A 13,732-nucleotide genomic window follows, 5' to 3' on the forward strand; every position below is an offset into this window, starting at 1 on the left:
ACCGCTTTTTACTATGCTGCTTCCTTCTGTTCGATTGGTCTCTGTCTTTGCTGTTGAATCAAGAAACAAAACACACCGAACAGAACAAGAGCCCCGCCAAAAATCTGCCAGCCAGCAAGAGTTTCCCCTAAAAATAACATGGATAAGGCAGTGGCTCCGACAGGCTCTCCTAAGATGCTCATTGAAATGGTGGTTGCATTGACATAGTTTAATAGCCAGTTGAAAATTACATTAGCTAGATTTGGTATAACAGCTAGTAAAACAAAGATTCCCCATTCACGTGCACCGTAGCCGCCAAGCGGGATTCCCGATACAAGGTTGTACAATGCTAAAAAAATCGCGGCAATCCCAAAAACGGTAAAGCTATAAATCCAGTGGGAGACCTTTTTAACGACTCTTTGTCCGATTAAAAGGTACATAACAACCGCAATTACACTTAGAAAGGAGAGGAAGTCACCGGTTATCGCTTTTTGACTTAAGGCGAAGTCTCCCCAGCCCACCATGATGGCTCCAATTACGGCAATTCCCATCATTAAAATTCTTGAGAGGGTGGTTCTTTCTTTAAAAAGAAAAAAGCCGCCAATTAATGCAATAATCGGTTGTAATGCAAGGATAATCGTCGAACTGGCGACGGTTGTCAGCTTTAAGGACCCAAACCAAAGCGCATAATGCAGGGCTAAAAATAAACCTGAAAAAATCAGAAAATACCATTCTGTTCTTGCTATTTTGCCAAAGTCTCCCCGCTTCCGCCATGCAAACGGTGCAAGTAATAAGCAAGCAAGCCCCATCCGATACATGCTTAAAATCGTTGCGGGAGCATGGGACCATTTTACGAAAATAGCGGAAAACGAAATCGCGACAATGGAAAATACTAATGGTAAAACGATGGATCTAGAGTTGGACTGTTTCACTTTTATCCCCTTATCTATCTTAATTATTAGAACTCGTTCATTAAGAAACAATTATAGAACGTTATACGTTATTCTTCAATAATATTTCGAGTAAAAAAGAGGAGGGGAGACCCTCCAGTTATAAATTTTTCAAATGCTGGTTCCCATGAAAGACTTTTAAAATGTATTCAGCGTCGGGGATATTTAGTCTTTTGTAGCCAAGTAAAAATTCTTCATTATCATACGGAACTTCTTTAAAACAAACGTTTGTTGCACCACTTTCCGCTATTGTAAGAATCGCGTAAGGTGCATATGGCTTATAATTGCAGCCTAGTGCGCCGGGATTTAGATAGAGTCGATCCTTTGTCTTAAAATGATGGATGACATGATGGTGTCCAAAACAAACGATAGCTGCTGTAGAGTTTTGATAAAATTCATCCAGTTTTTTATCGGTTGGTTCCTTATCAACCGATAAAAATTTCTTTTGTTCCTGTAGATGATAGTGTACAAAAAGCAGTTCTTTTTCATTGTAATTAGCTTTTAGAGTGGTTGAAATACCTTTTAGAAAAGAGATAAATTTTGGTTCTAGCCGTTCTGCCAGCCATTGATGATGTTCTCTTTCTGCCCCTCTGCTATAAACTTCTCTTCCTGCGATGATATCGAGTATGGCTTCATCGTGATTCCCCTTGACAAAGGAAATATCGCTTCTTGAGACAAGCAACTCCAGAACCTCATTGGTTTCATAACCTATACCGACTAAATCCCCTAAACAGTAGATATGCTCAATTTGAGGATCGCAATCAATATCATCAAAGACCGCCTTTAAAGCAGACTGGTTCCCATGAATATCCGTGATAATAGCAATTTTCTTATCCATAATTAAACACTCCAACTTTTAAAGATAAACCTATTCTAACCTAAAAAGGTGACAGGCACCATCGGTGGACAAAACGGTGGGAATGTCCGTGTGGGATGGACAATATTAAAGGCTTTCTCAAATTTCTTCGAGCGATGGGGGAACACCCGAATGGAAAGTCGTCGGTAATTTAGCGTAAAAATGAAGTGGATAAAGGAATTGTCGGATCAATCGGGGGAAAGGAAGGTGATATAGATAGAATAGGGATAGGGAAAAATAATAAAGAGCTTGGAAGTCTTTCCAAGCTCTATCTTCTGTCTATAAGATAGGAAATTTTAAATGTTAATTACTCTCATGATGGCGTTCATGTTCATGATCGTGTTCCAATTGTGCTTCCATTGGATTAAAGCCAAATGGCCCCCTTGGAATCATTTCCACTCGAAAAATGGCAACAATTGCCTCAATTCGAATGGCCAAATCCATCGGAACCCCTCTACCCCTGCTATGCAAAATCACTACATCAGAACCTACAGTTTTTAAGCGGCCATTAAAATTCCCTTGAAGAGTAACAACCTCAACCTCTTTCTTTAATAGTTCATGGGCAATTTGATGAAAATTTAAATCAGTCATATCATCAACCTCCTCCTTTCCCCTCTACAGTAAATGCAGATACACAAAAAATGTGTATGAGTAATAGTGGTTAATGGATTCTATTGAATTCGACAATATTCGGGCGGTGACAGGCACCGCCCGAATATTCTTGTTTCACAATCGAATGTTTCACGAAAAATAAAAGGTTGAAATGTGTATGGGGAATGATGTAAATATGAATTAATGGATTTTGGTTAATGGATAAAGATTTTGGGGGGAATTATGAGTTCAATTAGAAAAAATACGGTACGGTTATTGGTAGAGGTTTTTGCGGTTGCTTTGAAGCTAGGGTTGACTTCGTTTGGTGGTCCGATTGCTCATTTGGGTTATTTTCATGAGGAATATGTTCGAAAGAGAAAATGGCTGGATGAGCGAAGTTACGTTGATCTTGTGGCGCTTTGCCAATTCCTCCCCGGCCCTGCAAGCAGTCAGGTAGGGATAGGGATTGGGATGATGAGAGGGGGGATTTTAGGAGGATTTGCTGCTTTTCTCGGTTTTACCCTCCCATCAGTTATTGCGCTTATAATTTTTGCTTTCCTCCTAAATGGATTAAATGTTAATGAAGCTGGGTGGGTACATGGTTTGAAAATTGTTGCAGTTGTCGTGGTAGCTCAAGCAATCATCGGCATGGCGAGGACACTTACACCAGATCTTAAGCGAAAAGCACTAGCTTTAGGAGCTTTAATTGTTAGCTTGCTTATTCCGGCAACCTTTACACAGGTTGGAATTATTCTCATTTCCGCAATAATCGGGTTCCTATTTTTCAAGCATTCAGACATTCAAGTAGACATCGCCATTCCTGTGCCCGTTCCCCGAACGCTGGCCTTAGTATGCCTAACATTTTTTTTCGGATTATTACTCCTTTTACCCATACTTCGAGATGTTACGGCATCTCATACAATAGCTCTTTTTGATAGCTTCTATCGTTCAGGAGCGTTGGTATTTGGCGGGGGACATGTGGTCCTGCCGTTATTAGAAAAAGAATTTGTTCCACAGGGCTGGATATCAAAGGAAAGCTTTCTAGCCGGATATGGTGCAGCACAGGCAGTGCCTGGACCACTTTTCACGTTCGCCGCCTATTTAGGTGCAGTCATGAATGGCTGGAAGGGGGCACTTTTAGCGACAGGGGCCATCTTTTTACCAGCATTTTTATTAGTAATGGGGACGATGCCGTTTTGGGATATACTTCGCCGAAACCCGAAATTGAAAGGGGCCATGCTAGCTGTAAATGGGGCGGTAGTGGGAATTCTAATTGCTGCCTTTTATACCCCGATATGGACAAGTGCGATTCAATCGGCAAAAGACTTTGCACTCGGATCCATCTTATTCAGCCTCCTCGTCATTTTGAAATTGCCTCCGTGGGTGATTGTCCTTGCAGGTATGACGGGAGGAACGATTTTTTCACTGTTTTATTAGGGAGCTCAGTTGGGTGGTTTCTATCTTGAGTAGTCCATAACGATGTTATGTAAACTAAATTCAAATAAATCAGGGCGCATCGAAAGGTCGCCCTGTACTCTTTTTCAAGAATCAAAAATGGTTTCCCCAATTAATAAAACTCGTAACAGTTCCTGTGGTAGCTCTCTTTTTTCCCATTCCTTCAACAACCTCTCCAACGCTTCAGGGCCAGTGTCATCTGCTAAACGATACGCCCCGTAATGCATCGGAATGAATCTTTTCGCGTTTAACTCCATAAAAGCTTTAACACTATCCTCGGGTGAAATATGAGAAACAGCCATAAACCATTCTGGTTCGTAAGCGCCAATCGGCATCAGTACCGTATCAATTTCAAATTTTCCGCCTATTTCCTTAAATCCTCTAAAGTAACCAGAATCCCCGACAAAATAATGTGATTCTTGTTCCAGTTGAAATATCCAGCCGCCCCAATGGGATTTATTGATATCGGAAAGAGTCCTACGAGTCCAATGCTGGGCCGGAACAAAATGAAGTGTCAGTCCCAGGTACTCAGTACTTTCCCACCAACTCATTTCCTTCACACCTTGAAAGCCCTTTTTGAAAAAAATTTCTCCTAAACCAATGGGAACGAAATAGTGCGGATTTCCTTTTAATTTTTTTAAAGTAGGAAAATCCAAATGATCATAATGGCCATGGGAAATGACGACGATATCAATATTCGGCATGTCCTCTAAAGAGATACCAGGCTCCGTTAGCCGCTTTTGAAAACCCATCCGTTTCGCCCAAACTGGATCTGTTAGGATATTCACTCCATTCATTTGGATTAAAAACGTTGAATGGCCAATCCAAGTGAAGGACGTCTTGCTGTGATTTTCCTTGAGTTCGTTCATTTTCTTAGTAGGGGATTGCTGGATTTGAACGGTTAGATCCTTTACTTTGCTTCGCCTTTCCTTCATCCACTTTCTCATATCCTTAAAGGAATTTTTGTTTTGTACATCATCCAAATTGCTATATCTTTTTTTCATAAAATCCCCCGCATAAAAACGCTTTTTTCATTATTATAGCAAACTTATTTGAAAAATTAGAGTTTTTAAAGGCACGTTATCTACCGTAATAGTATTATGTAAATTAAACTTGTTTTTTAAAGGTGCCATAATCTTTATTGACACCAAATCTTACGATGTACGGGCCGTTTTTCGCATGCTCTTTTTAAAAAACAGGCGCAAAAGCGGTGGAACCGCAAAATAGATAAAAAACAACCGAAATAATTGGAATCCAGTAACCATTGATAAATCAGCATGAACCTCATGGGCAAGGATTCCCATTTGATCCATCCCGCCAGGAGCTACGCTTAAAAAGCTAGTCGATGCTGTGATATGTTCCTGAAAAACGAGCAGTAGGCTTAGGCCTAACGAACCTAAAATCATTACCATCCCGCTTATTAAGGCGAGCGTAATCACTCTGGCCTTATGCTGAAGTTTTTCCGGCTTTAACAATAAGCCAATGTAACCACCAATCATAAATTGAGATAGATCCAAAATCGATGCAGGCAGTGCAGGACCATGCAGGCCGGAAATATTGACAATTGCTGTTCCTAAAATTGGTCCCAGTAAAAAGGGAGTAGGGAACTTAAGTTTTTTGGCGAGAAATGCACAAATGATACAAAGGATTGCAAGCCAAACAATCGATGTATTGGCAGTTTGGACAGTATGAATCAATTCCCCAGTTGAGCTAGCAACTGTACTCCGAAAAAACGGTCCAAAAATTAGAAACGGCACAAAGAAGATAATCATCATGAGCCTTGCAACCTGCAGGAATGTCACCGTTGTAATGTCAATACCCTTTACTTCTTCGGCAAAGATAATCATTTGTGACAGTCCGCCGGGAATACTTCCTGTCAAAACCGTTGGATAGTCAACAGCAGTTAATTTTGAAACGACATAAGCAATACCGGCGCAAAATGCAACAAGTAAAACGGTCATTAGCAGCATGGTGGGCAATTGTTTCAAAATCTGAAGCAGCGTACTTTTTGTAAACGATAAACCGATGGAATAACCAACAATAATCAAACCAGCGTTGCGAACTCCACTAGGCCAATACAATTGAATTTTTCCAAAACGAGCACCAATAAAGATAGAAACCATCGCCCCGAGCAGCCAAGGAATTGGTGTGTGGATAATAGAGAATAAGATACCACCGATCATGGCTATTACTAGTGAAACGGGAAATCGAACCCTTTTGTCATTTTTATTCATATTCAAATAAAACCCTTCAATCAATTTTAAAATCAGACAAGATAGTACCATGATATCATAGGTGCTTCGTTTCATATTCAAATAAGCTCTAGCTTGGGAATATTCAAGAGAAAGGGCTAGGTCGGCTTAGAAGAAAAATAGAAGTTTTATAAATACTGGAATTTTGTTAAAATAATAACAGCTTTTGAAAATTTTTTACACTAAAAAAGGTGTGTATGCATGAAGCAGTTTTACAATGTAATTTCTCAAAAATTTTACAATCTATTTACCTCCATCATCATTTTCCTTATGATCATGGGATTATTCGTTGCGAACCCGCAGTACCATCACTTTGGGGCAGGGATGATCTTACATATAAGCCTTGTTGCATTATTATCCATATGTTTACTTTTATATCCAAGACACGAAACACATTTTTTTCGAATCGTCATTATTTTGATATGTGCTGCTTATTTTTACACGCTGTTCTTTTTATATAGTGAAACGTGGTCAACCTTTATCTTTTTATGTTTCATTCCGGCAATCTCCATATTGTTTTTTGATTCAAAGCTCTTTTATTTTTCGTTAGTTTTAAACAGCATACTTATTTTCCTGCTTTTTAGCTTTTTTTCATTAAATAAGCAAACATCATTTTATTCTTATATTAAAATGGATTTACCCGGAAATTTGATGAATTTTATTGCCAGTCAGGTAATGTTATTTTTTATTTTTTATTTAGCTTCTGCTCGGATTAAAAAACAGCAAATGTATTATGAACAAATCCAGCAGACAGAGCGCTTGAAGACAACGGGACAGTTAGCTGCTGCGGTTGCCCATGAAATAAGAAATCCACTAACGGTCGTGAAAGGGTTTTTGCAATTATTTGAAAAGGATGCATCTCTAAGTGAGGGTTTTAAAAAGAATTTTTCTCTTATGATTGATGAAATTAATACGGCAGAACACGTCATTTCTCAGTTTTTATCGATCGCTAAACCGGATAAGGATAAAAGGATGGAAACTGTGGATGTTGCCGTCGTTCTTCAAAGTGTCACGGATTTACTCAAATCATATGGTCTCCTGCACGATAATCATATTGAGTTAAAGGTGGAAGAAGATTGTTTGATTGCCGTAAATGTCATTGAGTTTAAACAACTGGTGATAAACCTTATAAAAAATGCAATTGAAGCTTCAAAAGTGGGAGATACAGTTCACGTAAAGACCGAAAGAGTAAAAAATGACGTCAAAATCCAAATCACCGATCAAGGAAGCGGAATGTCAGAAGAAGTAATCAAATCACTCGGCACCCCCTTTTATTCACTAAAAAGCAAAGGTACTGGACTAGGACTAATGATCTGTTACAACATCGTCGAAAAATACAACGGAATCATCCAGTTTAATTGCTCCATCGGCAAAGGAACAACCGTCGTCGTCCACTTTCCATATCATCATATTTAGCTTGCCTGTGGAACATTTTGTGGAACAAGAAAAATCGGGTGGTGCCTGTCACCGCCCGATTTTTGTCGAAACCAAAATTTCGGGTAGTGACAGCCAACGTAAAAAATAGTAATATAATTTGGTGGCTAATTATATATACAATTCCGCATATCGGCGGTAGAGGTTCTAGCACCCCTCTTTAAAAAAACTAAGGAAAACGGGTCTGCTTTCTTTAGTGGGTCTGTTTTTTTATTTAAAGGAGAGAGTTTAACGTGAAAAAAGATAAAGCAGTTGTTGTTTTTAGCGGCGGCCAGGATAGTACGACATGTTTATTCTGGGCATTAGAGCGTTTTGAAGAAGTAATTGCCGTAACGTTTAATTATAATCAACGGCACAAGTTGGAAATTGAATGTGCCCAAAATATTGCGAATGAACTTGGTGTGAAACATCATATTTTAGATATGTCATTATTAAACCAGCTGGCTCCCAACGCATTAACGAGGGATGATATTGAAGTGAAAGAGGGCGAAGATGGGGGAATGCCGAATACATTTGTTCCAGGTCGGAACCTTTTATTTATGTCCTTTGCCGGTGTGCTAGCGAGTCAAGTAGGAGCAAAACATATTGTAACCGGTGTATGTGAGACAGATTTCAGCGGTTACCCAGATTGCCGTGATGTGTTTATTAAATCATTAAATGTTACCTTAAACCTGTCTATGGATCAACAATTTGTGATTCATACTCCCTTAATGTGGATCGATAAAGCGGAAACATGGCAGTTGGCAGATGAACTTGGTGCTTTAGATTTTGTCAGAGAAAAAACATTAACTTGTTATAACGGTATTATCGCAGATGGCTGCGGTGAATGCCCGGCATGTAAGTTGCGAAAAAACGGACTAGATCAATATTTAAGCACACGAAAGGAGTTATAATCACATGTATGGTTTTCGAATCGTGGATAAACTCCAAAAAATCAACGAAGATATCCAGCCAAATCAATTAAGATATCATTCTAAAAGAGTCCTCGTCAGCAAGGAATTTACCTTTGATGCGGCGCATCATCTCCATAACTATGAAGGGAAATGCAAAAATCTTCATGGTCATACGTATAAGGTGATTTTTGGATTGAGCGGATTTGTCGATGAACGTGGACTCATGATTGATTTTGGTGATATTAAAGAGATTTGGAAAAATGAGATCGAAATTTTTCTAGACCACCGCTATTTAAATGAAACGCTACCACCGATGAATACTACCGCGGAAAACATGGTTGTCTGGATTTATGAAAAAATGGCTGAGGCACTTATAAAGGAAGAAAGACAGCAAAGGTATCAAGGTGCAAGAGTTGAGTTTGTGCGTCTTTTTGAAACGCCGACAAGCTATGCGGAAGCAAGACGGGAGTGGATGGAACTTGACTAAACTACCCGTATTGGAAATTTTCGGACCAACGATTCAAGGCGAGGGAGCCGTAATTGGCCAAAAAACGATGTTTGTCAGAACGGCCGGATGCGATTATTCCTGTAGCTGGTGTGACTCTGCCTTTACCTGGGACGGTTCTGGAAAAAATGATATTCGGATGATGGAAGCATGGGAAGTTTGGCAGGAGCTAAAGGAAATTGGCGGTGATCGTTTTTCGTTTGTGACGATCTCAGGGGGAAACCCGGCGCTACTTAAAAACTTGGATTCATTGATTAAGATTTTTAAAGAAAATGAGATTAAAATAGGCCTCGAAACCCAAGGCAGTAAGTGGCAGGATTGGTTCTTGGAGATTGATGAACTAACGATTTCTCCAAAACCGCCAAGTTCGAAGATGGTAACGGACTTTACAGTACTAGACCAGATCATTGAAAACTTGAAGGAATCCTCCCATAATGTAAGTCTCAAAGTTGTGATTTTCGACAATCGTGATTATGAATATGCCAAAAACGTTCACCAACGCTACCCTTATGTTCCATTCTTCTTGTCGGTAGGAAATGATGATATCAACACAACTGACAATCAAGCACTACTAATGCATCTACTAAAAAAATATGAGATCCTCGTTGATAAAGTCATGCAAGATTCAGACTGTAACAACGTAAAAGTTCTACCCCAATTGCACACCTTGCTGTGGGGGAATAAACGCGGAGTATAGCTTCGTATGGAACATTCTGTGAAACAAGAAAAATCGGGTGGTGCCTGGCACCACCCGATTTTTGTCGAATTTAAAACCCGTTTTGTAGGTCATTTACTGTTACAAATTTATATCCTTTTTCTGTCAACTCTTTTAGGATCCCCTCAATGGTTTTTTGTTCGTTTCCGGTCTTATCGTACATGGGGTGAAGGAGTATGATGGAACCTGGTTTGATATTCTGTTTTACATAGGTCACTTTATCCTTAATAGAGGTATAATAGGTGTCCGGTTCTAGGTTCCATGTGATGGTATCCCTATGATGCTTCTTCAAATAATAGGGGAGTCCGACAAGTTTTTTTCCATTTGGCGGACGAACATCGATTTCCCCCTTATATCCAGTCTTGCGAATCAACATATCTGTTTGTTCAATTTCTCTCTTAATATAATTAGTGCTTTTGAAAATCATCCTTTTATGTGAATAGGTGTGATTACCGATTTGATGTCCGGCTGCTGCAATTTTCTGCCCTAACTCTCGATGCTGCCGTAATTCATTGCCAATGAGGAAAAAGGTTGCTTTAGCATGATACCGATCGAGAAGGGGCAATATATTGTCCACGTTCTCTGTAGGACCATCATCAAAGGTAAGAGCTACCACCTTTTTATTGGTTTCAACATGGTCCGTAACACCACCAAATAACTGGTAAGTCCGTGAATTCATTAATTTGTATGCACCCAAGGAAGTTAGAAAAAGTACCAGCAAAATAATTCCCAAAATAAAGATCCTTTTCCTCATTGTATCCTCCTATAAATTGGCATGTTCTGTCTATAGTATAACAAACTGGATAAAAATACTTTCTACATAACACAATTACTTTCCAACACACCTTTAAAAATCACCCAAATTAAGTTTAAGTGAGCAGTAATGGGGAATATAGAATAGGGGACCGAGCTAAGATAAATCCTAATGTTACCGAAAATTTATTTTTCTTACTTATATTATAAGAATTTAACAATTTCGTTAAGTGTGTGTCCTTCTGGCAGATATCGACAATTCCCATTCCAATGAGCCCTTATAATGGCAAATGGGAAGGGAGTTGATTTTCTTTCATCAAATATTATTTCATTATGGTTTTTTCCTACAAACGCTTTTTGACAGGATTTTTTCTGCCTCTTTACTAATTCTGGTCCATTTACCAATAGTTACAGCTAAATCATTTCGAATTCTATAACGTAAACCCCGAAAAAACCAGTTAATAATTAGGAGGTTTAACAAATGAAAATATTACTTCGAAAAGCAGGACAGGAAAAACGGCAATTCCTGATTGACGAACTACTTAAGTTTGGAATTTACAAGAAAAATAATAAACATCTTTATGAATGGAATTTATGTGAACTTGAAAAAGAATACCACTATATAGTTAGGAATGGTTTGGCTGAACAGAGGAAGACCAATCTTGTAATGGGATAATACTTAAAAAAGCTCCAATCCTACCTAAAGCGGGTTTGGAGCTTTCCTATTTTATACAGAGGTTCCTTGGAGAATTACTCAAAAAAATATCCGACCACTCGGGCCGGATCCACAAAAAATATATTAAAAGGGAGAAAATGAATAAGAAGCTTGTTCATTTCATGTCATTTATTTTACTTGCAAAAAATGAACAAATTATGAAAAAAGCATGAAAGATATTTTAAAAGGTGCAGTATTTTGTTTAATTATTGATCTGAAAATTTTAAATATTTAACCAATTATCTCATCACCTGTCCTATGCAGACCGCATATTTTGGAGTAAAGGTGGTGATAAAACATGTCATTTGCACTTTCAGATTGGCTGCTTTATACAATGTGGGGCGTTTTTGGACTCATGATCATTGATTTTCTTATCGGATTTTTCCAATCCTTCTGGAAAGGTTCCTTCACTCCTTCCATTGTATTAAATTATTTAAAAGATATTATCTACCTCGTACTGCCATTAAATATCCTTATCTCATTGTTCCCGATTGACCCAAGCGGCTGGATCCTCGTGACCTTCTACTTCATTGGCGGACTCGGCGTAATCCTAAAATATTTAATGGATATCAAAGGAAAATTCAGTAAGTAGTCGTGAAACAATACTGTGAAACAAGAAAAATCGGGTGGTGCCTGGCACGACCCGATTTTTCTCGACTCTAGGCAACTTATAGGTAAATTCCTCATAGAATATTCTAAATCTTCTGTAAAGGATATGAGACCATGAGGAATTATCGGTGGATTAAGTGGCGTAAAATTATCCTCTGGGCCACAGCCCTCGTCCTGATCACGGTGTTGATTTGGAGTGGAGGGCCGACGCTCTGGAACATTGCAATTAGTATTCTTAGTTTATTGCTGCAGCTGCTATTTGCAATGCTATTTATGATCATCCAATTTGTAGCCCTCTTTTGGTTCCTGGCTCGGGGTCGGACGTATTGGATTCTGCCAGGAGAGACAGGTTCCACTTGGGACGATTATCGAGGAAACCCGGAAATCGTAGAAAATGCAAAGCGGATTGTAACCTTGCTTAAAGGCGTTAAAGAGTTCAAGGAAATGGGCGGTGAGGCAATCCGAGGGTTGCTGCTATGCGGACCACCCGGAACAGGCAAATCGTATTTGGCTCAAGTCATCGCGAACGAAGCTCAGGTCCCTTTCGCCTATGCCTCAGCGCCGAGCTTTCAAAACATGTTTTTTGGTGTTGGCAACCTTAAGGTGATGGGGCTGTATCGAAAAGCTCGAAAGCTGTCAAAGGTATATGGCGCTTGCATCATCTTTATTGACGAAATTGACGCAATCGGTATGAGCCGTCAGGCTGGTGGGGCCGGAGGCGGAATGATGGGAGGACTCATGGGTATGGGCGGCTCCGGTCTTCTCAATGAGCTGCTTTTGCAAATGGATCCACCAAATATTGATAACTCAAAAATAGCGAAACTCCTTCGTTCACTCGGTCTTCGCCGCAAGAAAGCAGATCGTCCCGCAGTATTAACCATTGGAGCCACCAATCTACCCGACGTACTTGATCAAGCGCTCCTTCGCCCCGGCCGTTTCGACCGCAAACTTTGGGTTGATTCCCCAGATTTTGATGGCCGTGTCGACGTCTTCGATTACTATCTTCAAAAAGTAAAAAAAGATCCAACCATTACTGCCGAAAAGGCAGCACTTGACACCATTGGTTACAGCCCCGCCCAAATAAAACATATCGTGAATGAGTCTGTTGTGATCGCACATCAGCGAGGTGCCCAGTTAGCAAGCTATGAGGATTTCCGGGCAGCGATGGAGACATATGAATGGGGACTAAAACAGCCGCTACGTTCCATGAGCGAGGACGAAAAACGAAATGTTGCATACCATGAGGCTGGTCATGCGGTTGCACAATATCTTTTGAAGGCACACGAACGTGTGTGGAAGGTGACAATCATCCGCCGAGGCGGGGCATTGGGCCTCGCTGCAACTAAACCAACACATGAACGATATAATCGAAGTGATGATGAAATCCTTGCAGAAATCCAAGTCTGTCTCGCGGCTAGGGCAGCTGAAGAAGAGTTCCTCGGAAAAAAATTAAACGGTGTTACCTCAGATTTGCAGCAGGCAACTTTGTTAGCCGGTGCGTACCTAGGTGCAGTGGGCATGGGTGACGAGTTGTTTAGCTGGCTCGCTTTAGGTTCTCAAGCTGAGGGACTAAAGGCGCTTCGGTCAAAGATTAATGAATTACTGAAATCGCAGATGCTTGAGGTGAAAAAGTTAGTTCGCGAACACGCTGACTTCGTCCATATGATTGCAGCGGAACTGTTGAAACAAGGCGATTTAACCGGTGAAGAAATTGAACAAATTTATATTAACTTATATGGGCATAGCCGTCCCCAGCCGGCATAATGTAAATGCTCTTATTTAAATTATAAAAAACACCTTCGCTAAAGAAATTGAATAAGCGAAGGTGTCTTTATTTTTACTACAAATTATTTGGTACAAGAAAAGTGTCTTCCAAAGGTCAATTTGAAGTGGAAATTGCTGGTAAACCACTAATATAAGGGAAAAACAACCGAGATTGGTTGTTTTTTCTTTTGCAGACATAAACAATCCCTTTACATTAGAAATGTTTCTCACTATGATTAACTTTGGAAATATAATAGAAAG

14 protein-coding genes and 1 riboswitch are annotated in these 13,732 nt (G+C 39.7%); of the genes, 8 read left to right on the forward strand and 6 right to left on the reverse strand.

Going from position 1 to position 13,732, the window contains the following annotated elements:
• Window positions 1-11 precede the first annotated feature (11 nt).
• The 3 genes from M028_RS0119565 to M028_RS0119575 form a co-directional block, all read right to left on the reverse strand.
• Window positions 12-911, reverse strand: a complete 900-nt coding sequence (locus M028_RS0119565) for a DMT family transporter (protein WP_442852791.1) — start codon at window positions 909-911, stop codon at window positions 12-14.
• A gap of 118 nt (window positions 912-1,029) precedes the next feature.
• Window positions 1,030-1,767 (reverse strand): metallophosphoesterase family protein, encoded by a 738-nt coding sequence (locus M028_RS0119570; protein WP_026575386.1) that lies wholly within the window; start codon window positions 1,765-1,767, stop codon window positions 1,030-1,032.
• A 321-nt stretch (window positions 1,768-2,088) separates the two neighbouring features.
• Entirely contained in the window at window positions 2,089-2,376 is a 288-nt protein-coding gene (locus tag M028_RS0119575) for a hypothetical protein (protein ID WP_026575387.1), read from the reverse strand.
• Window positions 2,377-2,619: 243 nt separating this feature from the next.
• Here M028_RS0119575 and chrA point away from each other — a divergent pair, with 243 nt between their 5' ends.
• Window positions 2,620-3,813, forward strand: coding sequence for a chromate efflux transporter (chrA, locus tag M028_RS0119580; protein WP_035424207.1), 1,194 nt, complete (start codon window positions 2,620-2,622; stop codon window positions 3,811-3,813).
• 104 nt (window positions 3,814-3,917) lie between these two features.
• Here chrA and M028_RS0119585 read toward each other — a convergent pair whose 3' ends face one another.
• Both M028_RS0119585 and M028_RS0119590 read right to left on the reverse strand, forming a co-directional pair.
• A complete protein-coding gene (locus M028_RS0119585) occupies window positions 3,918-4,835 on the reverse strand; it encodes an MBL fold metallo-hydrolase (protein ID WP_026575389.1) in 918 nt (305 codons plus the stop codon).
• Between the two features lie 150 nt (window positions 4,836-4,985).
• Entirely contained in the window at window positions 4,986-6,065 is a 1,080-nt protein-coding gene (locus M028_RS0119590; protein WP_026575390.1) for an AbrB family transcriptional regulator, read from the reverse strand.
• Between the two features lie 219 nt (window positions 6,066-6,284).
• Between M028_RS0119590 and M028_RS0119595 the strand changes: the two genes are divergently transcribed.
• From M028_RS0119595 to queE, 4 genes are all read left to right on the forward strand, one after another.
• Window positions 6,285-7,499, forward strand: coding sequence for a sensor histidine kinase (locus tag M028_RS0119595; protein ID WP_026575391.1), 1,215 nt, complete (start codon window positions 6,285-6,287; stop codon window positions 7,497-7,499).
• Window positions 7,500-7,652: 153 nt separating this feature from the next.
• Window positions 7,653-7,696: riboswitch (PreQ1 riboswitch) on the forward strand.
• Between the two features lie 54 nt (window positions 7,697-7,750).
• Window positions 7,751-8,410, forward strand: coding sequence for a 7-cyano-7-deazaguanine synthase QueC (gene queC / locus M028_RS0119600; protein WP_026575392.1), 660 nt, complete (start codon window positions 7,751-7,753; stop codon window positions 8,408-8,410).
• Between the two features lie 4 nt (window positions 8,411-8,414).
• Window positions 8,415-8,897, forward strand: a complete 483-nt coding sequence (gene queD / locus M028_RS0119605; RefSeq protein WP_026575393.1) for a 6-carboxytetrahydropterin synthase QueD — start codon at window positions 8,415-8,417, stop codon at window positions 8,895-8,897.
• Window positions 8,860-9,612, forward strand: coding sequence for a 7-carboxy-7-deazaguanine synthase QueE (gene queE, locus M028_RS0119610; RefSeq protein ID WP_442852792.1), 753 nt, complete (start codon window positions 8,860-8,862; stop codon window positions 9,610-9,612). The genes queD and queE overlap by 38 nt, the downstream gene beginning before the upstream one ends.
• 70 nt (window positions 9,613-9,682) lie before the next feature.
• Here the strand turns inward: queE and M028_RS0119615 are convergent, their stop codons facing one another.
• Window positions 9,683-10,384, reverse strand: coding sequence for a polysaccharide deacetylase family protein (locus M028_RS0119615; RefSeq protein ID WP_026575395.1), 702 nt, complete (start codon window positions 10,382-10,384; stop codon window positions 9,683-9,685).
• Between the two features lie 480 nt (window positions 10,385-10,864).
• Between M028_RS0119615 and M028_RS0119620 the strand changes: the two genes are divergently transcribed.
• The 3 genes from M028_RS0119620 to M028_RS30465 all read left to right on the forward strand — a co-directional run bounded on the left by M028_RS0119620 (window position 10,865) and on the right by M028_RS30465 (window position 13,471).
• Window positions 10,865-11,059: a Fur-regulated basic protein FbpA gene (locus tag M028_RS0119620; RefSeq protein WP_026575396.1), complete on the forward strand. Its 195-nt coding sequence runs from the start codon at window positions 10,865-10,867 to the stop codon at window positions 11,057-11,059.
• Window positions 11,060-11,396: 337 nt separating this feature from the next.
• Entirely contained in the window at window positions 11,397-11,690 is a 294-nt protein-coding gene (locus M028_RS0119625) for a hypothetical protein (RefSeq protein ID WP_026575397.1), read from the forward strand.
• A 131-nt stretch (window positions 11,691-11,821) separates the two neighbouring features.
• Window positions 11,822-13,471 carry an AAA family ATPase gene (locus M028_RS30465; protein WP_081810790.1) on the forward strand — a complete coding sequence of 550 codons (1,650 nt, stop codon included), beginning with the start codon at window positions 11,822-11,824 and terminating at the stop codon, window positions 13,469-13,471.
• The last annotated feature ends 261 nt before the right edge of the window (window positions 13,472-13,732 follow it).

Origin of the sequence: Bacillus sp. UNC438CL73TsuS30 (assembly GCF_000482325.1) — a bacterium.
Lineage (GTDB): Bacteria > Bacillota > Bacilli > Bacillales > Cytobacillaceae > Neobacillus.

What these genes read in the sequence shown, in the direction of transcription:
- queE (WP_442852792.1), top strand. Translation starts at nt 8,860, where the DNA reads ATGCGGAAGCAAGACGGGAGTGGATGGAACTTGACTAAACTACCCGTA.
- M028_RS0119620 (WP_026575396.1), top strand. Translation starts at nt 10,865, where the DNA reads ATGAAAATATTACTTCGAAAAGCAGGACAGGAAAAACGGCAATTCCTG.
- queD (WP_026575393.1), top strand. Translation starts at nt 8,415, where the DNA reads ATGTATGGTTTTCGAATCGTGGATAAACTCCAAAAAATCAACGAAGAT.
- M028_RS0119615 (WP_026575395.1), bottom strand. Translation starts at nt 10,384, where the DNA reads ATGAGGAAAAGGATCTTTATTTTGGGAATTATTTTGCTGGTACTTTTT.
- M028_RS0119595 (WP_026575391.1), top strand. Translation starts at nt 6,285, where the DNA reads ATGAAGCAGTTTTACAATGTAATTTCTCAAAAATTTTACAATCTATTT.
- M028_RS0119575 (WP_026575387.1), bottom strand. Translation starts at nt 2,376, where the DNA reads ATGACTGATTTAAATTTTCATCAAATTGCCCATGAACTATTAAAGAAA.
- chrA (WP_035424207.1), top strand. Translation starts at nt 2,620, where the DNA reads ATGAGTTCAATTAGAAAAAATACGGTACGGTTATTGGTAGAGGTTTTT.
- M028_RS30465 (WP_081810790.1), top strand. Translation starts at nt 11,822, where the DNA reads ATGAGGAATTATCGGTGGATTAAGTGGCGTAAAATTATCCTCTGGGCC.
- M028_RS0119625 (WP_026575397.1), top strand. Translation starts at nt 11,397, where the DNA reads ATGTCATTTGCACTTTCAGATTGGCTGCTTTATACAATGTGGGGCGTT.
- M028_RS0119590 (WP_026575390.1), bottom strand. Translation starts at nt 6,065, where the DNA reads ATGAATAAAAATGACAAAAGGGTTCGATTTCCCGTTTCACTAGTAATA.
- M028_RS0119585 (WP_026575389.1), bottom strand. Translation starts at nt 4,835, where the DNA reads ATGAAAAAAAGATATAGCAATTTGGATGATGTACAAAACAAAAATTCC.
- M028_RS0119570 (WP_026575386.1), bottom strand. Translation starts at nt 1,767, where the DNA reads ATGGATAAGAAAATTGCTATTATCACGGATATTCATGGGAACCAGTCT.